The organism is Streptomyces sp. NBC_01508 (assembly GCF_045040315.1).
Lineage (GTDB): Bacteria > Actinomycetota > Actinomycetes > Streptomycetales > Streptomycetaceae > Streptomyces.
Genome location: NZ_CP109419.1, coordinates 5,871,405 through 5,896,548 on the forward strand (window position 1 = coordinate 5,871,405; position 25,144 = coordinate 5,896,548).

28 protein-coding genes are annotated in these 25,144 nt (G+C 69.5%); 13 read left to right on the forward strand and 15 right to left on the reverse strand.

Annotation, left to right across the window (positions count from 1 at the left end; all coding sequences use genetic code 11):
* Positions 1-13: 13 nt before the first annotated feature.
* The 8 genes from OG700_RS27250 to OG700_RS27285 all read right to left on the reverse strand — a co-directional run bounded on the left by OG700_RS27250 (position 14) and on the right by OG700_RS27285 (position 8,921).
* A complete protein-coding gene (locus tag OG700_RS27250; RefSeq protein ID WP_405617986.1) occupies positions 14-1,420 on the reverse strand; it encodes an FGGY family carbohydrate kinase in 1,407 nt (468 codons plus the stop codon).
* A gap of 106 nt (positions 1,421-1,526) precedes the next feature.
* Positions 1,527-2,537, reverse strand: coding sequence for a 2-hydroxyacid dehydrogenase (locus OG700_RS27255; RefSeq protein ID WP_405622003.1), 1,011 nt, complete (start codon positions 2,535-2,537; stop codon positions 1,527-1,529).
* Between the two features lie 5 nt (positions 2,538-2,542).
* Entirely contained in the window at positions 2,543-3,673 is a 1,131-nt protein-coding gene (locus OG700_RS27260; protein ID WP_405617988.1) for an ABC transporter ATP-binding protein, read from the reverse strand.
* Positions 3,651-4,460: a DeoR/GlpR family DNA-binding transcription regulator gene (locus OG700_RS27265; protein ID WP_405617990.1), complete on the reverse strand. Its 810-nt coding sequence runs from the start codon at positions 4,458-4,460 to the stop codon at positions 3,651-3,653. The genes OG700_RS27260 and OG700_RS27265 overlap by 23 nt, the downstream gene beginning before the upstream one ends.
* On the reverse strand, positions 4,457-5,575 hold the full coding sequence (locus OG700_RS27270) for an ABC transporter ATP-binding protein (protein WP_405617992.1): 1,119 nt from the start codon (positions 5,573-5,575) through the stop codon (positions 4,457-4,459). The genes OG700_RS27265 and OG700_RS27270 overlap by 4 nt, the downstream gene beginning before the upstream one ends.
* Entirely contained in the window at positions 5,572-6,441 is an 870-nt protein-coding gene (locus OG700_RS27275; protein WP_405617994.1) for a carbohydrate ABC transporter permease, read from the reverse strand. The genes OG700_RS27270 and OG700_RS27275 overlap by 4 nt, the downstream gene beginning before the upstream one ends.
* Positions 6,438-7,481 (reverse strand): carbohydrate ABC transporter permease, encoded by a 1,044-nt coding sequence (locus OG700_RS27280; protein WP_405617996.1) that lies wholly within the window; start codon positions 7,479-7,481, stop codon positions 6,438-6,440. The genes OG700_RS27275 and OG700_RS27280 overlap by 4 nt, the downstream gene beginning before the upstream one ends.
* A 6-nt stretch (positions 7,482-7,487) precedes the next feature.
* On the reverse strand, positions 7,488-8,921 hold the full coding sequence (locus OG700_RS27285; RefSeq protein WP_405617998.1) for an ABC transporter substrate-binding protein: 1,434 nt from the start codon (positions 8,919-8,921) through the stop codon (positions 7,488-7,490).
* Between the two features lie 173 nt (positions 8,922-9,094).
* Here OG700_RS27285 and OG700_RS27290 point away from each other — a divergent pair, with 173 nt between their 5' ends.
* From OG700_RS27290 to OG700_RS27300, 3 genes are all read left to right on the forward strand, one after another.
* Entirely contained in the window at positions 9,095-10,540 is a 1,446-nt protein-coding gene (locus OG700_RS27290) for an FGGY-family carbohydrate kinase (protein ID WP_405618000.1), read from the forward strand.
* Positions 10,537-11,160 carry a histidine phosphatase family protein gene (locus OG700_RS27295; protein ID WP_405618002.1) on the forward strand — a complete coding sequence of 208 codons (624 nt, stop codon included), beginning with the start codon at positions 10,537-10,539 and terminating at the stop codon, positions 11,158-11,160. Before OG700_RS27290 ends, OG700_RS27295 begins: the two co-directional genes overlap by 4 nt.
* Positions 11,161-11,413: 253 nt before the next feature.
* Positions 11,414-11,968: a hypothetical protein gene (locus OG700_RS27300; RefSeq protein ID WP_405618004.1), complete on the forward strand. Its 555-nt coding sequence runs from the start codon at positions 11,414-11,416 to the stop codon at positions 11,966-11,968.
* A gap of 85 nt (positions 11,969-12,053) precedes the next feature.
* On the opposite strand, the gene OG700_RS27305 is transcribed toward OG700_RS27300, so the two are convergent.
* The 3 genes from OG700_RS27305 to OG700_RS27315 are packed head-to-tail and all read right to left on the reverse strand — an operon-like array spanning position 12,054 to position 13,292.
* Complete coding sequence (locus OG700_RS27305; protein ID WP_405618006.1) at positions 12,054-12,623, reverse strand: ATP-binding protein; 570 nt, start codon at positions 12,621-12,623, stop codon at positions 12,054-12,056.
* A gap of 4 nt (positions 12,624-12,627) precedes the next feature.
* Positions 12,628-12,960 carry a recombinase family protein gene (locus OG700_RS27310; RefSeq protein WP_405618008.1) on the reverse strand — a complete coding sequence of 111 codons (333 nt, stop codon included), beginning with the start codon at positions 12,958-12,960 and terminating at the stop codon, positions 12,628-12,630.
* On the reverse strand, positions 12,957-13,292 hold the full coding sequence (locus OG700_RS27315) for a hypothetical protein (protein ID WP_405618010.1): 336 nt from the start codon (positions 13,290-13,292) through the stop codon (positions 12,957-12,959). The genes OG700_RS27310 and OG700_RS27315 overlap by 4 nt, the downstream gene beginning before the upstream one ends.
* A 219-nt stretch (positions 13,293-13,511) precedes the next feature.
* On the opposite strand from OG700_RS27315, the gene OG700_RS27320 reads away from it, so the two are divergent.
* The 8 genes from OG700_RS27320 to OG700_RS27355 all read left to right on the forward strand — a co-directional run bounded on the left by OG700_RS27320 (position 13,512) and on the right by OG700_RS27355 (position 18,752).
* On the forward strand, positions 13,512-14,396 hold the full coding sequence (locus OG700_RS27320) for a helix-turn-helix domain-containing protein (RefSeq protein WP_405622005.1): 885 nt from the start codon (positions 13,512-13,514) through the stop codon (positions 14,394-14,396).
* A complete protein-coding gene (locus OG700_RS27325; RefSeq protein WP_405618012.1) occupies positions 14,393-14,599 on the forward strand; it encodes a DUF397 domain-containing protein in 207 nt (68 codons plus the stop codon). Before OG700_RS27320 ends, OG700_RS27325 begins: the two co-directional genes overlap by 4 nt.
* Positions 14,596-14,802, forward strand: a complete 207-nt coding sequence (locus OG700_RS27330; RefSeq protein ID WP_405618015.1) for a DUF397 domain-containing protein — start codon at positions 14,596-14,598, stop codon at positions 14,800-14,802. Before OG700_RS27325 ends, OG700_RS27330 begins: the two co-directional genes overlap by 4 nt.
* Positions 14,799-15,011, forward strand: a complete 213-nt coding sequence (locus OG700_RS27335) for a DUF397 domain-containing protein (protein ID WP_405618017.1) — start codon at positions 14,799-14,801, stop codon at positions 15,009-15,011. The genes OG700_RS27330 and OG700_RS27335 overlap by 4 nt, the downstream gene beginning before the upstream one ends.
* 262 nt (positions 15,012-15,273) lie before the next feature.
* Positions 15,274-15,573: a hypothetical protein gene (locus OG700_RS27340; protein WP_405618019.1), complete on the forward strand. Its 300-nt coding sequence runs from the start codon at positions 15,274-15,276 to the stop codon at positions 15,571-15,573.
* A 447-nt stretch (positions 15,574-16,020) separates the two neighbouring features.
* Positions 16,021-16,392, forward strand: coding sequence for a hypothetical protein (locus OG700_RS27345; RefSeq protein WP_405618021.1), 372 nt, complete (start codon positions 16,021-16,023; stop codon positions 16,390-16,392).
* 327 nt (positions 16,393-16,719) lie between these two features.
* Positions 16,720-17,526: an aminoglycoside phosphotransferase gene (locus OG700_RS27350; RefSeq protein ID WP_405618023.1), complete on the forward strand. Its 807-nt coding sequence runs from the start codon at positions 16,720-16,722 to the stop codon at positions 17,524-17,526.
* A gap of 260 nt (positions 17,527-17,786) precedes the next feature.
* On the forward strand, positions 17,787-18,752 hold the full coding sequence (locus OG700_RS27355; RefSeq protein WP_405618026.1) for an erythromycin esterase family protein: 966 nt from the start codon (positions 17,787-17,789) through the stop codon (positions 18,750-18,752).
* Here OG700_RS27355 and OG700_RS27360 read toward each other — a convergent pair.
* The 3 genes from OG700_RS27360 to OG700_RS27370 form a co-directional block, all read right to left on the reverse strand.
* Positions 18,715-19,794: a hypothetical protein gene (locus OG700_RS27360; protein WP_405618028.1), complete on the reverse strand. Its 1,080-nt coding sequence runs from the start codon at positions 19,792-19,794 to the stop codon at positions 18,715-18,717. The genes OG700_RS27355 and OG700_RS27360 overlap by 38 nt on opposite strands.
* A gap of 182 nt (positions 19,795-19,976) precedes the next feature.
* Entirely contained in the window at positions 19,977-20,414 is a 438-nt protein-coding gene (locus tag OG700_RS27365; RefSeq protein ID WP_405618030.1) for a hypothetical protein, read from the reverse strand.
* A 214-nt stretch (positions 20,415-20,628) separates the two neighbouring features.
* Positions 20,629-22,044, reverse strand: a complete 1,416-nt coding sequence (locus OG700_RS27370) for an amino acid permease (RefSeq protein ID WP_405618032.1) — start codon at positions 22,042-22,044, stop codon at positions 20,629-20,631.
* A 406-nt stretch (positions 22,045-22,450) separates the two neighbouring features.
* On the opposite strand from OG700_RS27370, the gene OG700_RS27375 reads away from it, so the two are divergent.
* Positions 22,451-23,044 carry a biotin transporter BioY gene (locus OG700_RS27375; protein WP_405618034.1) on the forward strand — a complete coding sequence of 198 codons (594 nt, stop codon included), beginning with the start codon at positions 22,451-22,453 and terminating at the stop codon, positions 23,042-23,044.
* Here the strand turns inward: OG700_RS27375 and OG700_RS27380 are convergent.
* A complete protein-coding gene (locus tag OG700_RS27380) occupies positions 23,041-24,402 on the reverse strand; it encodes an FAD-binding oxidoreductase (RefSeq protein ID WP_405618037.1) in 1,362 nt (453 codons plus the stop codon). The genes OG700_RS27375 and OG700_RS27380 overlap by 4 nt on opposite strands.
* A 177-nt stretch (positions 24,403-24,579) precedes the next feature.
* Between OG700_RS27380 and OG700_RS27385 the strand changes: the two genes are divergently transcribed.
* Positions 24,580-25,068, forward strand: a complete 489-nt coding sequence (locus OG700_RS27385) for a ribose-5-phosphate isomerase (protein ID WP_405618039.1) — start codon at positions 24,580-24,582, stop codon at positions 25,066-25,068.
* The last annotated feature ends 76 nt before the right edge of the window (positions 25,069-25,144 follow it).

The window sequence follows — 25,144 nt, forward strand, 5'->3', positions numbered from 1 at the left end:
CCGGACCGGCCCGTTACGAACCGTGCCGCGCCCGCGCCGCCCCCAGCCGCGCCAGATGGTCCTCGTACCCCTTCGCGTAGTACGCCGCCCGCACCGGATCCGGGTCCACCACCGCCGTCGGGGCAGTCCACGCGGCGACGTCCAGCGCCACCCCGTGCCGGGCGGCCGACGCGATGACCGCGCCACGCGCGCCCACCTCGCCCTCCACGATCCGCAGCGGCCTGCCGAGCACATCGGCGAACAGCCGCATCCACGCGGGGCTCCGGGTGCCGCCGCCGCACACCGCCAGGCTGCCCGTCAGGCCCGCCGCCTCAAGGCAGTGGCGGGCGGCGTAGGCGATGCCCTCGCAGGTGGCCCGGATCAGATCGGCCGCCGTCGACTCCAGGGAGACACCGGTCAGTTCGGCCCGCAGCGCCGGGTCGACGAACGGCGCTCGCTCGCCGGACGGCGCGAAATAGGGCAGCACCCGAACCCCTCCCGCGCCCGGCTCCACCGCGTCCAGCAGCCCGTCCACCTCCGCGAGGTCCGTGCCGGTCATCGTCAGCACCCAGTCGAGCGCGGCGGTGCCCACCATCGCGGGCATGGCGCGCAGCCAGTGCCCCGGCCGGTCCGTCGAGATGTGCAGCCCGCCCGGCTCACCGTCCAGGTCGAGCGTGTCCGTCGCGACCAGCGAGGCCAGACAGGTGCCGATGATCAGCAGCCCGTCGCCCGGCTCGGTGACCCCCGCGCCCAGCGCGCTGGCCGGCAGGTCGTAAGGACCGTTCGCGATCCGTACGCCCGAGGGCAGCTCGCCGGTCGCGACCGGATCGCTCACCGGGGCCAGCAGCCGCGCCCGGTGCGCGAGACCCAACTCGGCGAGTACGTCGCCCGAATACGCCCGCGTCCTCGGGTCCAGGAACGGCATCGACGCGTCCGAGACATCCGTCGCCCGCACCCCGGTCAGCCGCTGGAAGACCATGTCCTTGCAGTACAGGGCTGTCGTCGCGGCATCCAGCACGGCCGGCTCGTGGCGGTCGAGCCAGGCCAGCACCGGCCCCGGACAGCCGGGGAACATCGCGCTGCCGCTGCGGCGGAACACCGACTCGAAGACGCCGGACGCCAGCCACGCGTCCACGAACTCGTGCGCCCTGCCGTCCATCCAGGAGATCGCCGGCCGCACCGGGCGCCCCTCGGCGTCGACCAGCCAGACCCCGTCGCCCTGGCCGGTGAGCCCGGCCAGCTCGACCGGTCCCGGCAGGGCGGCGGTGAGCGTACCGAGGGCGTCGAGGACCGCGCCGTACACCTCCTCCATGTCCTGCTCGACATGGCCGCCGTGGATGTCGAGGCGCACCGGGCGGGACTCGACGGCCAGCGCGCGGCCCGCCTCGTCGAACGCCGCCGCCTTCACCATGGACGTGCCGACATCGATACCGACGTACATCACGCTCTCCTCAGGTCGGTCGGTTCACCACCGCGTCACTACGTCACTACGTCAACCACTACGTCAACCACTACGTCAACCACTACGTCAACCACTACGTCAACCACTACGTCAGGCAGTGCGCCAGCGGCTCGCCCTTGGCATAGCGCCCCACCTCCGCCGCCGCGATCCGCGCCGCCTTGTGCGCCACGGCCTTGCTGGCCCCGCCCAGATGCGGGGTCAGCACCACGTTCGGGGTGGTGCGCAGCCGCGAGCCGGGCGGCAGCGGCTCCTGCTCGTACGTGTCGAGCGCCGCCGCCGCGAGCTGCCCGCTGTCGAGCGCGTCGCACAGCGCTTCCGTGTCGAGCAGCCCGCCGCGCGCCACGTTCACCAGGGCCGATCCCCTTGGCATCAGGGCGAGTTCGGGCGCGCCGATCAGCCCACGGGTCTCCGGGGTGAGCCGGGCGTGCAGGGTGACGACATTCGACCGGGACAGCAGCGCTTCGAGCGACGGGGAGCGCATGCCGTACACGTCGCCGCGTACGTACGGGTCGTACACCTCCACCTCGGCGCCGAACGCCGTCAGCACCCTGGCGACCCTGCTGCCGACCGCGCCGTAGCCGATCAGCCCCACCGCGGCGTCCTCCAGCTCCGGGCCGCTGCGCTCGTACGTGTAGTGCGTGGCGTCCCACTCCCCGTCCAGGACCAGGGAGTTGTGCGCCTCGGGGATCCGCCGCAGGGCCGCCAGCAGCATCCCGACGGTGAACTCGGCGGTGGCCGCGGCGTTGCGCCCCGGCGCGAAGCAGACCTTGACGCCGCGCGCCCGGGCGGCCTCGACGTTGACGTTGACCGGGCCGCCCCGGCACACGGCGATCATCCGCAGCGCGGGGGAGGCGGCCAGTACCCGTTCGGTGAAGGGACCCATCTGGGTCACGCAGACCTCGACCCCGTCCAGGGCCTCGATCAGCGCGTCCTCACAGTCGTTGGCCTCGTCCACCTCGGCGACCTTGCCGAAGGGCGTCAGCGGCCAGGGGAGGGCGAGTTCCGTGATCTCGGCCGGTGCGGCGACCACGCTCCGCAGGGCCTCGGTGATCAGTGAGTTGAGGACGAAGTGGTCACCGGCGGCGAGGATCTTCATGTCACTCATGTCAGGGCTGCTCCCGTCTCGGCGTCGAAGACATGCGTGTGGCGCGGGTCGGCGGTGACGCGCACGGTGTCGCCACGGTCGAGGCGTATCTCCGGACCGGTCTCCACGACGAGGGGTTCGGCGACGCCGTCGAGCGTGAGCGTGGCGATTCCGGACTCCAGGAGCGGCTCATGGGCGCTGACCGTAGCCCGTACGGCGTCGTCCGCCGCCCCGCCCGGCCCGGTGTCCCCCGTCCCGGGTCCCGGCTCACCCTCCCGGGTCAGCCGCAGATCCTCCGGACGGATGCCCAGCACCACCGCGCGGCCGGCGGACGGACCGGCCGGGCACCCGAACCCCACCCCGGGCGCCAGCCGTACCCACCCGCCGGCCTCCACGACGCCCGGCAGCAGATTGATCGCCGGCTCCCCCACGAAGTCGGCGACGAACACATTCGCCGGGGCGTCGTAGATCTCGTACGGCGTGCCGAGCTGCTGGATCACGCCGTCCTTCATCACGGCGATCCGGTCCGCGAGCGACAGCGCCTCTTCCTGGTCGTGCGTGACGAGGATCGTCGTATGGCCCAAGTCCCGCTGGATACGCTTGAGTTCGCGGCGGGTCGTGTCCCGCTGCGCGGCGTCCAGATGGGACAGCGGCTCGTCAAGCAGCAGTACGTCCGGCTCCCGGATCAGTGCCCTGGCCAGCGCCACGCGCTGCTTCTGGCCGCTGGACAGACCGGCGGGCCGGGCGGCGAGCAGCTCGGTGACGCCGATCCGCTCCGCCATGTCGGCGACCCGCCGGGCCCGTTCCGCGCGCCCGTGCAGACCGCGCGCCGCGAGCCCGAAGCCGAGATTCTCCGCGACGGTCAGCGGCGGGTAGAGCGCGTAGTTCTCGAAGGCGACCCCGATGTTGCGCTCCCGCGCCGGCCGGCCGACGACGGAGTCCCCGCCGACCAGTATGTCGCCGCCGGTGACCTCCTCCAGGCCGGCGATCATCCGCAGCGTGGTGGACTTGCCGCAGCCGGACGGGCCGAGCAGACCGAGCAGTTCGCCGGAGCGCAGGTCGAGGTCGATGCCGCGTACCGCGTCGACGGGGGGACGGCCGCGTGACACATACGTCTTACGCAGCTCACGCAGGGCGAGTTGAGTCATCGCCCACCTCACAGACTTGATAGGGGACCTTGTGCTCGTCGAGGTCGCGCAGTGCCTCGGTGGAGGCGCCGGAGTCGACGAGCACCAGATCGAAGACGGAGAGCGGGGCCAGCCGGTGCAGGGCGACCCGGCCGAGTTTGGAGTGGTCGAGCAGCAGTACGTTCCTGGCCGCCGAGTCGAGCATCGCCCGCTTCACGGACACGATGTGCTGTTCCTGGTGGTAGGCGAACCCACCGGAGACGGCGGAGGTGGAGGTGAAGCAGATGTCGACCTGGAGGGACTGCACGGCCTCGACACAGCTGACACCGAGGAACGAGGAGTGCAGCGGGTCGTAGTCGCCGCCGAGCCCCATCAGATGGATGCCGCGCTCACCGGACAGCAGGTTGATCACCTCCAGGAAGTTGGTGACGACGGTGAGCGGGGTGATGGCGCCGAGGCGGCGCGCGATCTCCAGGGCGGAGGTCGAGTCGTCCAGCATCACCGCCATGCCCGGCTCGATGAGGCTCAGCGCGTGCCGGCCGACCGCCGCCTTCTCCTCGCGCATCGCCTTGAGCCGGAAGGCGACGTTCGACTCGAAGACACCGGACGGCTGGGCGGTCACCCCACCCCTGAACTTCCTGACGATTCCCTTGCGTTCGAGCTCGTCCAGGTCCCGGTGGATGGTCATCAGGCTGACGTCGAACCGTTCGGCCAGCTCGGCGGCGGTGCCCTCGCCCTGGGCGAGGACGTACTCGGCTATCGCCGCCTGGCGCGGGGCGGGGCCGCGCTGCTGCTGGGTGCTGCTCATGGGCTGATCCTTCGTCCTGGACGTTCCGGCCGGTCGGCCTCGAACAGGAGCAGGCTCTCAGGCTGGACGTGCAGCCGCACCGGATCGTCCGTGCGCAGGCCGGCCGCGGCGGCGCGCGGGGCGACGAGCGACAGCTGCTGGGTGCCGAGCCGGACGGTGACCTCGGTGGCGCGGCCGAGGACTTCGGTGACGTAGACGGTGCCGGTCAGCTCCAGCGCGCCGGGCGTCTCGCCGCCGAGGGTGACGTCCCTCGGCCGTACACCCAGCTGTACGGCGGTGCCCGGCGGCGCCGGTACGTCCACCGGCAGTTCGAAGCCGCCCTCCGCCGACCCGAAGTGCCCGTCCGCGGTGACCGTCCCCGGCAGCAGATTGATCAGCGGGCGCCCGAAGGCGCGGGCGACGAACGTGTCCTGCGGCCGGTGCCAGATGTCCTCCCGGGTCCCGGTCTGGACGATCCGCCCGTCCCTGATCACCCCGATCCGGTCGCCGAGCGCCAGCGCCTCCACCGAGTCGTGCGTGACGTACAGCGTGGTGGTGTGCCGGACATCGCCGATGGCCTTCAGTTCGGCGCGCATCGCCTGGCGGAGTTTGGCGTCGAGGTGGGAGAGCGGTTCGTCCAGGAGGAACGCGCGGGCGGGCCGTACGAGTACCCGGCCGAGCGCCACCCGCTGCCGCTGCCCGTTCGACAGTGCCCCGACGGGGCGCTCCAACAGCTTCTCGATACCGAGGAGTTCGGCGATCTCATGGATCCGGACCCGGGCCTCGGCGGCCGGCAGCCGGTACTTGGGGGAGCGCAGCGGCGAGGCGAGGTTGTCGTAGGCGGAGCGGTGCGGATACAGCGCGTACGACTCGAAGCACATCGCCACGCCCCGGTCGTACGGCTCGACACCGGTCATGTCCCGGCCGCCCAGCTCGACGGTGCCGGAGTCCGGCTCCTCCAGCCCCGCGACGGTCTTGAGCGTGGTCGTCTTACCCGCGCCGGACGGGCCGAGCAGACAGAAGAACTCGCCCTCGGCGACGTCCAGTTCGAGCCCGTCGAGCGCGGTGGCGCGCCCGTACGACTTATGGACGCCGCGCAGTGAGACGGACGTGGTGCCGGATGCGGTCGCTGTCATGACTTCACCGCCCCGAACGACAGTCCCCGCACCAGATACCGCTGGATCGTGAGAGCCAGCAGCAGCGGCGGGATCGCCGACACCAGCGCGGCGGCGGCCGTCAGGTTGTACTTGGGACGGTCGCCGCCGAGGAACGACAGCGCGCCCACGGTCACGGTCTGTGCCTCCGACGAGGTGAGGATGAGCGGGAAGACGAAGTTGTTCCACGCGAAGATGAAGGCCAGCAGGGACACGGCGGCGATGCCCGGCTTCACCAGCGGGAGCGCGATCCGCAGGAACGCCTGCTTGCGGGTGTAGCCGTCGAGCAGCGCCGCCTGCTCCAGCTCCGGTGACAGATCGGCGAAGTACGACCGCATGATCCACACGATCAGTGGCAGCGTGACCAGTTGCAGGACCCAGATCATGCCGACGTACGTGTCGAAGAGTCCGAGCTTCTGGTAGAGCACGAACAGCGGGATGATCACGGTCAGTTCGGGTGCGAACCGGAACGACAGCAGCGTGAACATCAGATTCTCCGAGCCGCGGAACTTCCAGCGCGCGGCGGCGTACGCGGCGGGCAGCCCGATCACCAGGGAGAGCCCGACCGCCCCCATCGACACCACCAGGCTGTTGACGAAGAACCGTACGAACGGCACACCCTCGTCCTCGCCGGCGCCGAGCACCGTGCGGTAGGAGTCCAGCGTCGGGGTGAAGGAGAAGTAGGTGCTGAACAGTTCGTTCGTCGGCTTCAGGGAGAGGATCACCATCCACACGATGGGGAAGAGCGCGAAGAGGAAGTAGAGGATCAGCGCGCCGTCGGCGGCGAACCCCAGCAACCGCCGCTTCACTGTGCCGTTCGGCTTGGAAACGGTCTGTCGCTTCGTCATTTGGGCACCTCCGCGGCCCGGTTCTGAACCCGGGCCAGATAGCGCACCAGCACCATCGCCGCCAGATAGACCACCGCCCACAGCACGATCATGTAGCTCAGCCCGAACGAGTAGCGCTGGAAGCGGATCGCCTCCAGATAGGCGCGGATCTGGAGCACCACCGTGGAGTCGCCGGGGCCGCCCTCCGTCAGGGCGTAGATGATGTCGAAGACCTTCAGCGAGTCCATGAACCGGAAGATCACGGCCACCAGGACGTACGGCCACAGCATCGGCATCGTCAGCTTGCGGAAGGTGAACCACCAGCCCGCGCCGTCAACCGCCGCCGCCTCGAAGGGAGACGTGGGCAGCGAGCGCAGCCCGGCCAGCGCCAGGATCGCGACGAACGGGGTGTAGACCCACACATCCACGGCGATCGACGACAGCAGCGCGCCCGTCGGGGTGTCCGTCCACTGCACCCCGCCCAGACCGAACGGTTGCAGCAGATGGTTCACCACCCCCACCGACGGCTGGAGCATCAGCTTCCAGATGATCGCGGCGATCACCGGCGCGATCATCAGCGGCAGGATCAGGACCTTCTCCAGCACCCGGCCGACCAGGGTCGAGCGGTGCAGCAGCAGGGCCACGGCGACGCCGAGCACCGTCTCGACTGCGGCGGCGCCGACCGCGTAGAGCACCGTCACCCACGCCGAGTCCCAGAAGGAGGAGTCGGTGAAGATCCGCCGGTAGTTCTCCAGGCCCACGAAGTCCGGCTGCGGCTTGCTCGCCGCGAAGTCGAACACCGTGTAGTACAGGCCGAGTCCGAAGGGATAGAGGATGCCGCCGGTGAGCAGCAGGGCGGGCACGATGAGCAGATACGGCCGCAGGGAGCGCCGCCAGCGCGGGATGCTCCGTTCCGCGCCGGGTCCGTCCTGCCGCGCGGAGCCCGCGGGTGGGGCGGCGCCCGAACCCCGTCCCGCGGCCGACGCCTTCTCAGGGGCGCCGGCCACGGCCGCGTCGTCGGACGAGACCGCCCCGTGACCGGCCTCAGTCGACGAGGACATGAGGCGTCACCCGACCTTCGAGGCCAGATCGTCCGCCAGGCCGTTCAGCACCGGCCCCGCGCTCTTGCCTCCGTAGATCTCCTGGAGCGCGGACGCCCAGCTCGTGGTCGCGTCGAAGAACTGCTCCTGCGGCGTGAACTGGATCCGCGTCTGGTCCTGCACGGCCTCGAACGTCTCGATGAAGCCGGGGAGTTCCTTCATCTTGTTCCGGTACGCGGGGTCGTCGCTCACCGACTTGCGCACCGGATCGATGTGGTTGTGCTCGATCGCGCCCTTGCGCAGGTGCTCCTTGCCGGTGGCCCACTGGAGGAACAGCCAGGCGGCGCTCTTCTTCTTGCTCTTGGCGTTCATCCCGAGCGACCAGATCCACATGTTGGTCGCGAGCGACCCGTCGGGACCCTTCGGCCCCGGATGGAAGGCGATCTTCCCGGCGGCGGGCGAGGCGCCCTTCACCGCCTGGAAGTACGCGGCGGTGTCCGCGTCGAAGAGCATGCCCGCCTTCTCCGCGCCCAGGTCGCTCGAACACTGGTACCAGGTGTACGAGGTCCACGAGGGCGGCCCGCCCTTCTTGACCATGTCCGCCCAGTCCCGGGTGAACGTGATGGCCTCGGGGGAGTTCATGGCGGGCTTCAGCTTCTCCCCGTCGACTGTGAAGTCCTTGAGCTTGTAGCGGGAGAACATCGTCATGAAACCGGGATGGATCGTCGCCCAGCTCCGCGAGCCGCGCACCGCGATCCCGTACATCCCGTCGTAACCGGCCCCCGGCGCCTTGCGCTTGATCGTGCCGGCGAGTTCCCGCAGCTCGTCGAAGGACTCGGCGGGCCGCAGCCCCAGCTTGTCGAAGACCTCCGTGTTGTACGCGACGACGTTGGCCTCCCAGCCCCACGGCAGCGCGTACTGCCCGCCCTGCCCGAGCGGCGTGCCGGGCTTCAGGGACCACTGGGTGCCTTCGAGGAGGTTCGGCAGGAAGTCGTCCTGGTCCCATTCGGCGCCGGTGGCCGACTCGTTGCGCATCCACGGCCCGAGGTCTTCCAGCCAGCCGGGCGGGCCGTACTGCCACACCATGTACGCGCCGAGCATGAAGATGTCGTACGACGCCCGGCCGCTGGAGAGGTCCACGGTCAGCTTGTCGAAGTAGTTGTCCTCGGGGAACACGTCGTACTCGACCTTGATACCGGTCTTCTCCGTGAACGCCTTGAGGTTGGCTATCAGCGCGTCCGTGTAGGGGTGCTTGTTGAGCAGTGCCTTGACGGTCGTGCCCTTGTGCCGCTGCCAGTCGAACGAGCCGGTGACGTCATCGGCCGCCGACCCGTCGCCCTTGCTGTCCTCACCACCACCGAAGCCGGCCCCGCAGGCACTCAGCAGCGGGACGGATGACGCCGCCGCCGTGAGCGCGAGGAACCGCCGCCGGTCGTGACCGAGCTGCCTGTACATGTCCATCCGTGACCTCCACGGTCCGGCAGGAGTCGATGTTCCCACGTTCCCACCCGTAGATAACGTGTTCCCGCGAGTGGTTAACAGAGCTTGGAACACGGCAAGTTGTGCGTCAATCCCTCGCGCATTGGAAAATCTCGGTGCAGAGTGAGAACTTCACAGAAGGAGCCGATATGTGGATGGGTCTTGATCTCGGCACGCAGAGTGTCCGTGCCGTGCTCGTCGGGGACGACGGGGCCATGCTCGGCAGCGGCGCGGCCCCACTCGCCGGCAGCCGCGACGGGGTACGGCACGAGCAGTCGCCGGACGACTGGTGGGCGGCGGTGCGCACGGCGACCGGCGAAGCCCTGCGGGAGAGGCCACCCGGCCCGGTCCGCGCGCTCGCCGTGTGCGGCACGTCCGGCACGGTCCTGCTCACCGACGCGGCGGGCCGCCCGCTCACCCCCGCCCTGATGTACGACGACGGGCGCGCCACGGCGGAGGCGGCGCTGGCGCGCGAGCGAGGACTGGGCGTCCAGCCGACGTGGGCGCTGCCGAAGGCGATGTGGCTGCTGAAGCAACAACCGTCGAGCGCGGGCGTACGCCTCACCCACCAGAGCGACTTCGTCGTCTCCCGCCTGGTCGGCCGCCGTACCGCGACGGATTCCAGCCACGCGCTGAAGACGGGCTACGACCTGACGACGGACACCTGGCCGCGCGACGCGTTGCGCGAGCTGGGGCTGGGGGACGACCTCTTCCCGGAGGTCGTACGCCCCGGCGCGCGGCTCGGCGAGGTCGGCGCCGAGGGCGAGGCGGCCACCGGCATCCCCGCCGGCACGCCCGTGATCGCCGGAATGACCGACGGCTGCGCGGCCCAGATCGCCTCGGGCGCGCTGAGCGTCGGGTCCTGGAACTCGGTGCTCGGCACCACGCTCGTCCTCAAGGGCGTCACCGCCGACCCCGTCCACGACAGCGCCGGCGTGGTCTACAACCACCGCTCCGCAGACGGAAGTTGGCTGCCCGGCGGCGCCTCCGGCGTCGGAGCCGGCGCCCTGGGCAGGGCCTTCCCCGACGCGGACCCGGCACACCTCGACACCCTCGCCCCCGCGCACGAACCGTCCACCGCCCTCGCCTACCCCCTGGTCTCGCGCGGCGAACGGTTCCCCTTCCTCGCCCCCGACGCCACGCCCTTCCTGCTCGGCGAACCCCGCTCCGACGCCGACCACTGGGCGGCGCTCCTCCAGGGCGTCGGCCACACCGAACGGCTCTGCCTGGACTACCTCGACCACCTCGGCGCCCCGCAGCACGGCCCGCTCACCTTCACCGGCGGCGGCTCGCGCAGCGCGTACTGGAACCAGCTGCGCGCCGACATCCTCGGCCGGACCGTACACATCCCCCGGCAGAGCGAACCGGCGCTCGGGATGGCGGTCCTCGCCGCGTACGGCGCCGGCGCCGCCCCCACCCTCGCGGACGCGGCCGAGCGCATGGTCGGCCTCAGCCACATCCTGCACCCCGACCCGGCGCGCACCGCGCGCTTCCTTGAGCCGTACCTGAACATGGTCGACGAACTGGAACGGCGCGGCTGGCTCCCGTCACCCGTCGCCACCCACGCCCACACCCGCGCCGACGCTTTGGAGACCTCGTGAGTACGACCCTGCTGCTGGCCCGCCACGGCCAGACGCTCTGGCACGCCGAGAACCGCTACGCGGGCGTCAGCGACATCGGCCTCACCGACGAGGGCCGGGCCCAGGCGGCGCGGCTGGGGGAGTGGGCCGGACAGCAGGCGGCGTTGGGCGTTGGGATCGACGCCGTGTGGACGTCGACGGTGCCCCGCGCGATCGCCACGGCGGAGCCGGCCTGCCGGGCACTCGACCTCGTACCGAAACGCGAACACGACCTGCGCGAATGCGACTTCGGGGTGATGGAGGGCCGCACACTGGCCGAGTTCGAGACGGTGGACCCGACAGCCGCGGCGGCCTTCCGCGCCGACCCGGTGCTGAACCCCTTCCCGGACGCGGAGGACCCGCGTGCCGCCGCCGCCCGGGGTACGGCGGCCCTGCACCGCATCGCGTCGTCCCACGAGGGCGGCCGGGTGCTGGTCGTCGCCCACAACACCCTGCTGCGGCTGGTGCTCTGCGACCTGCTGTCGATCCCGCTGAGCGACTACCGCCGGGTGTTCCCGAGCCTGCGGAACGCGGCGGTGACGGAGCTGCGGGTGGCGGGTGGCCAGGCCGCCATTTTGTCGCTGAACGTACCCTGCTCGTAGCTCTGGGTATTATCTGCGCACGATTGCAAAAGGGCGACACCAAGCCGGGGACGTCGCGGCTGCCCCTCGAACGCGCGAAGAGGGCTGGTTGCAAAATCACGCCCGATAGGAATGGTCATCGGTGGGGATGGGTGGTGTGCTGCACCTGCGGAGATACTCACACCGTGCCCGGCACGCCCAAGAACCCCGGCAATGAGGCGAAGCGAATCGACCGGTTCGTCCGTGACCATCAGCACTGAGAGGAGTGCTTTCTGTGTCCGAGTGGAGTTTCGTCCTTCGTCTCAACCAGCCTCTGACCGCTGAGCAGGCCAACGCCTTCGACCACTGCGACGCCTTCGCTGACGGATCTGTGTCGTACGTCCTCGGCCCTGAGCACCCGAGTCAGTTTGCGGTTCACACGGACCCCGCCGAACTGAGCGAGCTGTCCTGCGACATCGAGGCGCCGTCGTTTCTTGACGCGGTCGCCCAAGTGGCCCGCGATATCCGGCTCGTCCCAGGGCTGCACGCCGTCAGTGTCCGCCACGACGACACGGTGACGCTGGGGGAGGCGGCGCAGCGCTGCGACCGTAACGAGGAGTCACTTGCGGCGCTGCCAGGATTTCCGGAGCCGCTGCCCGGTCCGCCGGGAGCGACGGTTTCCTACTCCTGGCGCAAGATCGCGGAGTTTCTGCGGAGTATCGGCGACACCGTCCCCGAGACACCCCGCGAACTCGCCGTCGCGGACCAGGTGCTGCGCCTCGCCCGCGAACTCGAAAGTCTTGAAGTGCCGCCTGGCACTCTGCGGGCTTTGGGCCTGCCAACTGCCTGACAGGCCGTAGCCATGGTCGATCTCGCCGCCCCGCGCCGGTTGGTGCGCGATGTTCGCAACGAACATCGCGCACTGTCCGGGGTGCTCAACGCAGCCCGCGCAGTCCGTCCAGCACGCGTTGCATGAGGGCGGTCTCGACCTGTTGCTTTGCCTTGCCCGGGGCCACGCGGACGCCTTCCGGAATGCGGTGGGGGAGGGGCGGGACGTCCGTGGTGAGGTGGGGAGGGTGAGGCAGGGGCAGCTCGGCCCAGACGATTTTGCCGCCCGCCGGGGGCCAATAGGTGCCCCACCGTGTGGCGAGTGTCTGTACGAGGAGGAGTCCGCGTCCGCCTTCGTCGTCGGGGGTGGGGTTCTTGGCGGTGGGGGTTTCGCGACCGCTGTCCCAGACCTCGACGTACAGGTACATGCCGTTGAGGCGGAGCTGTACGCCGATGAGGTGTTGAGCCGTCACATCTGTCCACGTGGGATGGGGAGTTCGTGGGCCGGTGGCTGTGACGGCGTTGGCGACCAGTTCGGAGACGACGAGCAGCGCGTCGTCCATGACGTGGGTGGCGCCCCACCAGCGCAGGGTGCGGCCGACGAACGCGCGGGCGCAGCTCACGGCGGTGGGCAGGGCGACGAGGGTCAGTCGGTCCCAGGCGCGCGGGAGTGGCACGGCGCTATGAGGCGTCGAGGGTGTGCACGGTCGCGTGGAGGCCGGATTCCAGCCGGGAGAGCATTACGCGTTGCAGGGCACCGCTCTGTCCGAGGTGGTCGAGGGACGGCACGAGTACGTCGCGGGCGCCGGTGCGCCGCAGGGTGTCGACCAACGCGGTGAAGGCGTCGAGCTTGCCGTAGGCGAACTCGTGCTGGACGGCGACAAGTCGCAGTCCGTGCTCCTGCGCGAAGCGCTCCATGTCCCGCTCTCGGCCGGGCGCCTGGCGGTAGTCCGCGTCGGAGAACACGCGCAGGTATCCGTAGGCCGGCGCGGGCTGGTTGGTCGTCTCGTTCATGATGCTTCTCCGGTTCGGATGACGGCGGAGGCGAACCACACCTGCCCGCGGATGGCGTCCTGCAAGGTCTGCTGAGCGGTGGTGCTGAGGGAGCGCTGGGTGTTCAGGTGCTGCCAGGACGGCACGACCACGTTGCGGGTGCGGGTCCACCGGCAGGCGGTGACCAGGGCTTCCCAGGCGGTCACGCGGGTCCAGGTGTGCTCGGTGAACACATGCGGCAGGACGAAGCCCTGGTGTTGGGCGAACGCCGCGATGTCCCCGCGTAAGCGGTCGATGTCCTCAACGCCCAAGCCGGGCAACGCCCGTACGTACCCGTAGATCAGCGGATTCACAGCAGCGCACACTCCCTCGCCGTGCCTGCGATCACGGAGAGTGGTCGCGGCGATTCCTTGGGTTAGCGAGTGAAGCACTGTAAAGCCAGGTAATGCAAGACTACATTTCTTAATAATCGAACGGCATTCATCGAATGTATGTCTGGCATTGCGAATTGGAAGCCCTGGGGCCTACGTTTCGGATGTAAGGGTGCTTCATATCGAAGGAAGGTGGCGTGCGTGACTGTTGCAACCACGGGCTCGACCGTGCCGCGTCGGCAACTCGGTCGGCACTTGCGCGAGTTACGTAACAAGGCGCGGTTCACCGTCAGGGCGGCGGCCAAGGAACTGGAGTGGTCGGAGCCGAAGATCTGGCGTATCGAGACGGGTCAGACGTCGCTTCGTAGCCTTGACGTCGAGGCCATGTGCAAGGTGTACGGCGCGCCTCCGGAGTTGACCGAGGCGTTGATGGGGCTGGCCAAGGAGACGAAGGGGCGCGGCTGGTGGCACTCGTACGGTGACGTGATCCCGGAAGGCTTCGACCTCTACATCGGGCTGGAAGAAGCGGCGGAACGGCTGTCTTGGTACGGAGCCGAGTTGGTGCCCGGCCTGTTCCAAACACCGGACTACGCCCGTCTGCTCATCAAACGGTCAGATCCTGACCGGGACGACGCCGAGGTGGAGCGACGCGTTCAGGTGCGCACCACGAGGCAGGCACTCCTCACCCGGGCGACGGCGGCACCCAGGGTTGACGTAGCGCTCAACGAGGCCGTTCTACGCCGTCCCGTAGGCGGTGCGAAAGTCATGGCCAAGCAGTTGGAGCGCCTGGTTCACTTGAGCGAGTTGAGTAACGTGTCCGTCCGCATCGTGCCTTACTCCGCCGGTCTGCACGCCGGGATGATGTCCGGCCCGTTCGTCACGTTGCGGTTCCCCAGCGTCGGGGGCGGCCGGGGCACAGAACCACCCACGGTTTACGTCGAGGGCTTCACCGGAGCGCTCTACCTCGACAAGCCCAACGAGGTCGAGCGGTACGACAGCGCGTTCATGTCCATTTGGGACTCGGCGCTTGACGAAGCAGGCAGCACGAGCCTCCTCAAGCAAGCAGCGAAGGAGCTGAGCAAGTGAACAGTGCCGACCTGACCGATGCGGTCTGGCGTAAGAGCAGCCGTAGTAACGGTGATCGAGAGTGCGTCGAGGTCGCGTTTCTTAGCGACGAGCGTGTGGCGATGCGTGACAGCAAGGATCGGGGCGGCGGCCCTGCGCTGGTCTTCACGTCCGGCGAGTGGGCGGCGTTCGAAGGCTGCGTCGCGGACGGTGAGTTCAAGTGAACAGTGCCGATCTGACAGGTGCGGTGTGGCGCAAGTCCAGCCGCTCAGCGGACAACCACCAGTGCGTCGAGGTCGCGTTCCTCGGCGACGGCCGTGTGGCGATGCGTGACAGCAAGGATCGGGGCGGCGGCCCTGCGCTGGTCTTCACGTCCGGCGAGTGGGCCGCGTTCGAAGGCTGCGTCGCGGACGGTGAGTTCAAGTGAACAGTGCCGATCTGACAGGTGCGGTGTGGCGTAAGTCCAGCCGCTCGGCAAACAACGCCCAGTGCGTCGAGGTCGCGTTCCTCGGCGGTGGTCGGGTGGCGATGCGTGACAGCAAGGATCGGGGCGGCGGCCCTGCGCTGGTCTTCACGTCCGGCGAGTGGGCCGCGTTCGAAGGCGGCGTGGCGGACGGTGAGTTCAAGCGACCATAGCGCCACCGCATCAAGAGCGCCCGACCTCCACCGAGGTCGGGCGCTCTTGCGATGCAGAACGGGTCGAACGCGTGGGAGAGACGGTGCCGGTGCGCCGGGGGACTCGTACGGCAAGATTTCCGGCTTCTACGGTGCCGAGGCGACTGCTCAGCGGCTGGCCGAACTGACGGAACGGCAGCGTGCCGACACGGTCAAGGCCAACCCGGACCGGGCTCAACTCCCCATACGGGTACGCGCACTGAGGGACGGCAAGTTCCTCTACATGGCCGTTCCGAGGATGGCGGGCCTGCGGCCGTTCTTCCAGCTCGACCCCGATGGCATCGACATCTCCGCCCAGGAGCCGGCTCGTCACTTCGCACGTAGTCAATCCGCCTCGCCGGACGAGCCGGCATCGCCCACGCCCGCCGCGACCTACTCCACCACGGGACGCTCGCGCCGTTTACGACATCTAATCAACCATCATGAATCCCGGCAGAGCGGAACTACGCCGGGGCCGTTCCTGGAGAACGATGACGGCTTCGAAACCGAACTCGTCGAAATCAAGCCATCACAACGAGACTGAGATCAATCGGTCCACAGATCTCGACGACTACTTTTGGCCCGTGATCAAACCATGAGTACGCATGCTCATGCGCCCCATTGAGCGTGTGGCAAAGATTCATCCATGCCATCAATTCGCTTCACTGCGTCCATCGTCATAGCGGCTGCGGGCTCCCTCGCCCTGACCGCCTGCGGCACCCAGACAGCCTCATCCACATCCACCACCCCGGTCGGCTCCCAGGTCTCCGCCTCACCCGCCCGGCAGCCCACCGAGAAGCAGTTCCTCGACATCCTCACCAAGTTCGCGCGCCAATGCTCCCCCGACGCCCCCAGCGGCAGCGGCGCCGCACCAGATCCCGGGACACTGCCCGGCGGCATCCCCAGCGGTGCAGCCCCCCGCACCGACAAGCCCGCCGGGACACCTGACGCGAACGGCGACATACCCATCCCCGTCGATGAGTCAGGTGAGATGCCCGACAAGCCCATGCAGTCCGGCCCACCACAGGAAGTCGAACTCGGCGAAATCGAAAAGTGCGCCGCCGCCAAGCACGCCGAGCGCCTGACCACCAAAGCAGCCGGAAAGCCGCACACCACCTACAGCACACTTCAGCAGACCATTATCGCCGCCGGATACCGTACCGACCGCATCCACAAGATGCCCGACCTCGGCGGCGACCCGCGCGCCCGAGTGGACCTTCGGTTCATGGGCTCCCACCTGGCAGTGGAAGTCATCGGCACCGGAACAGGCGTGATCGCGGAACCCTTCGGCGCCCCCGAAGACGAGAGCGTGTCCGTGACTGAGGTGAGGCGGAAGCCGAACCTGGACGCACCGTCCTCCTGAACTGCGAGTGAACCGTTCCGGGTTCGGGTGACCTCGTGAGAGACATCGACCAGGCGAAGACAGGCCGTCCGGGACATGGCGTGGCGTCCGCTCAATATCGGCGGAAGCTCCCTGGTCGCATGCCCCTCACGTCGGCCGAGGGCATCGGTGCCTTCTGGCGGCACAGCTCGCCGCGCCGCCCTAACCTCGTCCCATGACGATGCCGGTCGAAGTACGGAGTCCTCCCGCCCGTCCTCCCTCCCAGCCGCCACCGGGGCGTCCCCCCAGCGGTCCGGGGCCGGACAAGAACCCGCCCTTCCCTCCGAACCCGCCGGGGCCTCGCTGACTATGCGCGTCGAACACATTGGCTGGGGCCAGCTCCCCGACCAGGCCCGCGCGGCGGTGGAGAGCCGGGTGGGGGCCGCGTACGAGACGGCCGAGATGACCACGGGGGAAAGCTCCGGCATCGCCACGCTGCTCTTCCTCCCGGACGGCACGAAGATCTTCGTCAAGGGCCTGCCCGTCGAGCACGAGCGGGCCGAGGAGTTGGAGAGGGAAGCGAAGGTCAGCCTCTTCCTGCCCGGCTACGCCCCCAAGCTGCTGTGGCAGTTGGAGGCGGGCGGCTGGCGGCTGTTGGGGTTCGAGGGTGTCACCGCGACTCCGTGGGCCGATTTCACGCCCGGCGGCAAGCATCTGGCGCCGGTGGCGAAGGTGCTGCGGGAGCTGAGTACTCGCCAGGCACCGGACATCGGGCTGATGACGGCCTGGGACAGGTGGGGGTACTACTGCGACCCCGAGGCCGAACCGCTGCTGACCGGCCGGTGTCTCCTGCACACCGACCCCGCGGCGACGAACTTCCTTATCGGCGACCGGACGTGGCTTGTCGACTGGGCGTGGGCGGCACGCGGGCCGGGATGGATCGACGCGGCCCTGTGGGGATTCCGGCTTGTCCTGGACGGAAAGCAGCCCCCGGAGCAGGCGGCGGAGTGGGCGTTGACCGTAACCGCCTTCGCTGACGCGCCCCGTGACGGAGTGCGCGTGCTCGTGGAGGCGGAGGCACGGTCATGGGAGGACTGGAAGGAATACGGCGTAGCGGGAATCGGACCAACCGTCGAGGCCGCCCGACTGTGGGCCGACTTCTGGGGCGCGGGATGACGAGGCGGACATGCGGGCATGTGACCTGCGGTAGCACCCTTGGCGTTTCGTCAAAACTGCTGAACGCGCCGGCACCGCGGTCGACGTCCAGGCCACTGGCTGCCCAGGCGGTAAGCGCCACGGGTGATGGCCGGGCCGTGTGCTGTCCCACGCGCGGTCCGACGCCACTTGACTTCAACCTTGGTTCATGTACGACGCTCGATGCCAGAGGACATTGACCACCTCAGCGACGGATCATGCCGAATCAAGGAGCGCTCGTGATGACAGAGACGACAGAGACGACCGTGGCCCAGTGGATCAGGCAGCACGCCCACCCACTCACCACCCTGGACCCACAGGCCCCCTTGGCTGATCTGCTGCCACTGGCCGACCTCGTACGCGACTCCGCGGTCGTGGCCGTCGGCGCCGCCACCCGCCAGGCCCACGAACTGTCCACCCTCGCGCACCGGGCGGTCCGGTTCCTGGTCGAGCAGCAAGGATTCCGTTCGCTGGCCCTGGAAGGCGACGATGCCGTACGGCTCGGCCTCGACGCATACATCAGCACCGGTACGGGAGACCCGAAGGCGCTGTTGTCGGAGGCCCGGTCGTTCTGGCAGACCGAGGAGATCCTTGATGTCGTGCGGTGGATGCGCTCGTACAACCGCCGGCATGAGGACGACCCGGTTCGCTTCGTCGAAGACCTCGGTCGCCCCCGGACACCGGGCTTGCGGATGGACAGCCTCGCCGGTATCGAACAAGGTCTGGCCGAGAGCACGATCCGCTGGCAGGAAGAGACCGGCGACAAGATCGTCTACTGGGGCGGACTCGCGCACACCGCCGTCAGCAGTTCGCGAAACACCTACTCCACGCCTTCGCCGCATGGGCACCGGAACGCCGGCAGCTACCTACGGGAGCGTTTCGGGACACGTTACGTATCCATCGGCCTGACCTTCCACCACGGCACGGCTCCCTACCTCATCACCTCACCACCGGAGGATTTCGCCGACGCCACCTTGGGGCGCGCCGATCTGGACACGTATCTCCTGAACCTGCGTACCGACAGCCCCGCCTCGGTGCGGGCCTGGCTCGACGCCCCGACCAAGACCCGCATGATCGGTCCCGCGTACGACCCGGAAGACAACGACGCCTACCGTATTTCGGACGGATCACTGGCGGGCTGGTTCGACGCCGTCATCCACTCCCAAGTGGTCACCCCTGTGGGCCTCCTCGCGCCTCCGTCGCACTGAGCGCGGATTCACGCGCGGCGTCCTTCGCGGGGTTGGTGACGCGCCAGCGACACACGCGCGGCGGGTCGTCCGCGACGCGGGATGTCACGGTCACCCATGTGCCGTCGCCGGCGCGGCACAGGTGCACGTGATCGGCGCTGTCGTAGGAGTCGGGGTAGTGGATGCGGGCCAGCGGTTCCAAGGTGTCGGCCGTCAACAGCACGTGGTGCGGCTCGGTGTCGCTCAGCGCGAGCACACGCCCGCGATCCAGGAACCAGGCCCACAGGAACGAAGAGGCCGAGGACTCGACGCGGGGATCGCGCGCCGCGTTGTCGTCGTCGGACGGACCGAAGTCGTGCAGTCGCAGGGTGCCGAACGCGTTCGCCAGCCAGGTAGCCGTCTCGGCATGGGCGTCGAGCGGTACCGCGAAACCCCTTGCCGGCGTGGTGGGTTGACCGTCCGCGTCCCAACGCGTCCATCGTCCGTCGTCGGAGGAACCGTCGAACTCCGCGGAGCTCACGTGCCGTCCGTCGGGGTGGATCAGCACCTTGTGCGGACCCTGGTAGTACGACGGCGAGGTACCGGTCACGACGCCGTCCGGAAGCGCGATCACCCAGCGCCGGGCGGTGTACGTGACATCGGCGTCCTCGTCCCACTCCTCGTCCGGGACCGGTACGAAGGCCCACAACTCGGCCCCGCCGGGGGCGAACACCGCGCACGCCGGGACATCGTCGCCGTCGACATCCCCCAGCGCGGGATGCCGGACCTCCCACACGGTGCTGCCGTCGGCACGCACGCACACCGTGTGACGCGTACCCGCGAACGAGGCGAACCGCCCATCGGGGCTGATGTCGTGGTTGAACCACCCGGACTCGACAAACCGCCCCGGAATCGGGAACCGGGCCACGACGGACAGGTCCGGCGCCAGCAGGAGCAGGCCGTCCTCGGCATCGCGGACGATCCAGCGGTCGCCGAAGGTCTTCTCGATCCGCCCCGTCACCGGACGGGCCAGCTCCGCGATCAGTTCCGCGTACGCGCTGGGCAGCGCAAGATCATCTGGCATGCGGCGTAGTGTAGAGGGGCGCCAACACGCGCTGGCGGCAGGGCAGTTGTGACTGCTCGATCAACAACTGAGGAACGCGAGCCCGCGAGGTTCCTTTGCCGGTATTTGCCGGTATGGGTGTCGGGGCGGTGGCGGCTCGGCGTCGTCCGGCCGGCCCGGCACCCGGCCTACGAGGCGCTGCGTCATCGCCTTTCCAGCGTCCACCTGCCCCAGGTCGAGACGGCGAGGAAACCACTGCCTGGGACGGTGACCACGCCCCGGATGTCGCCGCGCCGCGTGAGGCTCTCGGCCTTGCCCCCGGCGGCGGGCGTGAAATGCAGTTCGCCGCTTTCGGTGTCACCCAGCCAGGCGAACGACACGCTCGCGTGACCGTCGAAGTACAGAAATCCCTGGTGCTTGCCGGACATGGTGTCTGTCAGCACGGGGAGTTCAGCGGCCTCGACGGTTCGCAGGCGCCAGCGGGAGAAGCCGGTCCCCGTGCTTGGCTTCGGCTTGACGCGAGTGATCTTCACCCGGTTGTAGCCGGCCGGCAGCAGCCCTCTGTGTGGCTGGGACCCGTACACGCGCAGCACCGACCCGCCGTCGTCCTTGCGTGTCGTCGATCGCCGCAGCGCGTCCACCTGGAATGTCGTGGACAGGCCCCCCTTGAACTCCAAGATGACCGGCCCCTGCTTCCCGGCAGGCCGCGGTATCTCAACTTCCCGCCCTCGGCACCCACTTGCCTGAAACCGGCCCGCTGCCGACATGAACTCCCCCTCTGCTCAACGGGTCCAAAGGTAATGGACGGTGCCGGCCGTCCCTGACCCGGCAAGGGGCGCGGTCAGCGCCGTTCCGTCACCCCGACGCCGCCCGCCGCTGCCTCACGACCCCGATCGTCGCGAGCCCCACCGTCAGCAACCCCGTCGCCACCAACTGGTCACGCGTGCCCGGCTGACGGAGCATCAGGACGAATATCGTCGCCATCCCCGCCAGCGCGACCCACGTCAGCGCCGGGTACAGCCACATCCGCACCACCAGCTTCTCCGGTTCCTCGCGCTCCGTGCGGCGGCGCAGCACAAGTTGGGAGACCGCGATGAACGCCCAGACGACGAGGATCACCGCGCCCGTCATGTTCAGCAGCCAGGCGAAGATGTCGTCGGGACGCCAGTAGCTGAGCAGTACGCACAGGAAGCCGAAGGCGGACGAGGCGAGCACCGCGCGGCGTGGGACGCCGCCCGTCACCTTGCCGAGGGCCTTCGGGCCCTGGCCGCGTACCACCAGGGAGCGGGCCATGCGGGAGGCGCCGTAGATGTTCGCGTTCATCGCCGACAGCAGCGCAACCAGGACGACGACGTTCATGATCTGGCCCGCGCCGGGGATGTCGAGACGGTCGAGCATGGCGACGTACGGGCCGGAGCCCTTCTCGACGATCTTCGGGTCGTCCCACGGCACCAGCGTGACGATGACCGCCATCGAGCCGACGTAGAAGAGCGCGATGCGCCACATCGCCGTCCGTACGGCCTTCGCGACCCCCCGGACCGGGTCCTGCGATTCGGCCGCCGCGATGGTGACGGTCTCCAGACCGCCGTACGCGAAGACGGAGGCCAGCAGGCCGATCACCAGGCCCTCGGAGCCGTTCGGCAGGAAGCCGCCGTCGCCGGTCAGATTGGCGGCGCCGGGTGCTTCGGTGTCGGGCAGGACACCGAGGATCGCGAGCACGCCGAGCACCAGGAACAGCGCGATCGCGCCGACCTTGAGCGAGGCGAACCAGAACTCGAACTCGCCGAAGTTCTTCACGGCCGCGAGATTCGTCCCGAGGAAGACCAGCATGAAGCCCGCCACCCAGGCCCACTCCGGAGTCCCCGGCAGCCAGCCGGAGACGATCTGCGCCGCGCCGATCCCCTCAAGTCCCACCGCCACACAGAGCAGGACCCAGAACGCCCAGCCCGCGGTGAAGCCGGCCCACGGGCCGATCGCCCGCTCGGCGTGGACGGAGAAGGAACCGGACGCCGGGTTGGCCGCCGACATCTCGCCGAGCATGCGCATCACCAGCATGACGAGCAGTCCGGAGGCGCCGTACGCGAGGACGATCGACGGACCGGCGGAGGCGATGCCCGCGCCCGAGCCGACGAACAGCCCGGCGCCGATCACGCCGCCGAGGGCGATCATCGACAGATGGCGCTGCTTGAGTCCGTGGGTGAGCGCCGAGTCGGGGAGGGGAGTGGGGGAGGCGGACGAGGAGGACGAGGCGTCGGTGGTGGGGGGTGACATGGGGGTGCCCTGTTCGCTGGTGGATGGGGGGAGGAGGCCACAGTCTGGCCGCGCGCACCGCTCACCCGAAACCCGGTCCCGGCATCCGGACACCCGGCTCACCCAAGGTGAAGAGGCACCCACCGACCGGCCCCGGCAGCCCCTTTGGTGGAAAGTCACAGTCTGCTCGACAGCTGCTCCGCCACGCAAAATGATCTACGCCGAGACGGCACGACCCCTCACCTGAGCGAATTGGGTGACGAGCGTCACGCCCATCGGCCGCATGGGGCGCCCCAGTTGTCGGGAGTCCACCATCAGCCGGGCCGCCGTGTTGTGCTCAGTCACCCGTGTCCCGGCGTACCCGGGTGGGCTACCGTCAGCAAGCCTCCCCTGCCCACCCGTCCCACCCTCACCTCGCGGAGTCCCGATGAGCACTGCTGCCGCCACCACCCGTACCGGAGCGGTCCTCGCCGATCTGCTCCCCGCCGCCCGGAACCGGTACGCCGTCGACACCGCGCTCGTACTCGGCGGAGCCGCACTCACCGGCATCGCCGCGCAGATCGCCGTGCCGGTCCCCGGCTCCCCGGTCCCGGTCACCGGCCAGACCTTCGCCGCGCTGCTCGTCGGCACCGCGCTCGGCGCCCGCCGCGGTTTCCTCGCGCTCGCCGTCTACGCCCTCGTCGGCATGGCCGGTATGCCGTGGTTCTCCGAGGGCTCGTCGGGTCCCGGCGGCGCCTCGTTCGGCTACGTGCTCGGAATGCTGCTCGCCGCCACGGTCGTGGGCTCGCTGGCCCGGCGCGGCGGCGACCGGTCCGTGCCGCGCACCGCCGGGACGATGGTGCTCGGTTCCCTGATCATCTACGCGGTCGGCGTGCCGTACCTGGCAGTCGTCGCCGACCTGTCACTCGGCGCGGCCGTGGCCGCCGGGCTCACCCCGTTCCTGCTCGGGGACGCGCTCAAGGCCGCGCTGGCGATGGGCCTGCTGCCCGCCTCCTGGAAGCTCGTCGGCCGCCAGGACTAGGGCGTGGCCGACGGCGCGATGTTGTAGTTGCGGCGGAACAGGTTCGCCGGGTCGTAGTGGGCCTTGAGCCCGGCGAGCCGGCGCGCCGTCTGCGCGTCGTACAGCCCCTCGGTCCTGGCACCGTCGGCGAAGACGAAGTTGAGCGAACGGCCCACCGTCACCGGGGCCAGCCGGTCGAAGAACCTGCCGTACAACTCCCGGACCACCGCCAGATCCGGACCGGCCAGCGGCGAGAGCCCCCGGATCAGGAACGCCGCGTCGCGGTACGGCACGGAGTTGGGCACCGCCGGCTCCTTCGCCAACGCCCCGCCCAGTGGGTTGAGCTGGACGACGCACATCGTCGGCGCGCCGGGACCCGTCAGCTCCAGCAGGTCCGTCAGCGTCTCCGCGTCCAGCCCCGACAGCATCGCGTTGTCCCCCCAGTACGCGTGCGGGAATTCCGGATCGCTGTGGATCGTGGCCGAGTCGGTGTACGGCATCTCCCGAAGCGAGTCCGTGATCGTCGGCCCGATCGCCCGCAGCGGCGCCACCAGCCGCTCGCCCTCCGCCGCATCGCCGGTGAACGCGACCCGGATCGAGAAGGTGTACCGCCCCCGCAGGAACGCCGGCACCTGCTCAATGTCGGGATACACCATGACGGCGAGCGTCGACGTCAGCGTGTCGGGCACCGTCCCGAGCCACTCCAGATAGGTCCGTACGACGTCGTCGCGCAGCTCACCGTCGAAGAGCAGCGCCCCGCCGTACAGCCGCGCCACCGGCGCCAGACCCATCTCAAGCGCCGTCACGACGCCGAAGTTCTGCCCGCCGCCGAGCAGCGCCCAGAACAGCTCGGGATCACTCGAAGGGGTCACCCGCCGCAGCCGGGCATCGGCGGTCACCACGTCCAGGGCGCGCACATGGTCGGCGGCGTAGCCGAACTCCCGTGCCAGCAGGCCCAGTCCACCGCCCAGCGTGTACGAGACGGCGCCGACAACCGGCGACGAACCGTTCAGCGGGGCGAGCCCGTGCGGCCCAGCGGCCTCGACCACCTCCCGCCAGCGCACCCCCGCCTCGACCCTGGCGGTACGCGCCCCGGGATCGATCCGTACGCCGTCCATCCGCCTCGTCGTGATCAGCAGCCCGCCCTCGGCCGCCGCCGGTACCCCGTGGCCGGTGGCCTGGACACCCACGGGCAGACCGTGCGCGGCGGCGTGGGCGACGGCCGTCCGCACGTCGTCGGCGCCGGTGGCTCCGACGATCACGTCGGGGCGCGGCGAGAAGCCGAGCTGGAAACCGGACAACTCCTCGTCGTAGCCGGGGCCGCCGGGCCGGAAGACGTGCGGGAGCGCCGAGAGCGAGTTGTCGGTCGGGTCGGACATGGGAAGTTCTCCATCCACTGATACAGCCACTGGTACACGCACACCTGCATCGCGCCGCGAAGCGCGTCAGGACACCGGCAGCCTCACCCCGATACCTGACATCCACCGTCATGTATGGGTACGGCACTCCCGACCCCGGAGCGTTCCGCACCGCGCCCCACGTGCCACACTTCGCCCATGCGCGTGTATCTCGGCTCCGACCATGCCGGCTTCGAACTCAAGAACCACCTCGTCGAATGGCTCACGGCCCACGGCCACGAGCCCGTCGACTGCGGCCCGCACATCTACGACGCCCAGGACGACTACCCTCCGTTCTGCCTCCGCGCCGCGGAGCGGACGGCGGCCGACCCGTCGTCACTCGGCATCGTGATCGGCGGCTCCGGCAACGGCGAGCAGATGGCCGCGAACAAGGTGAAGGGCGTGCGCGCCGCGCTCGTCTGGAACGAGCAGACCGCCGCGCTCAGCCGCGAGCACAACGACGCCAACGTGATCTCCGTCGGCGGCCGGATGCACACCCAGGACGAGTCGACCAAGTTCGTGGAGATCTTCCTCGCGACCCCGTACACGGGCGAGGAGCGCCACGCGCGCCGCATCGAGATGCTCGCCTCGTACGAGACGACCGGCGAACTGCCCCCGATCCCGGCGCACCACCCGAAGCAGGACTGAGCCCGAAGCCCGACGCCTCAAGTCCGAAGCCCAAAGTCTGACGCCTGACGCCCGAAGTCCGACCCGGAACAGCGAA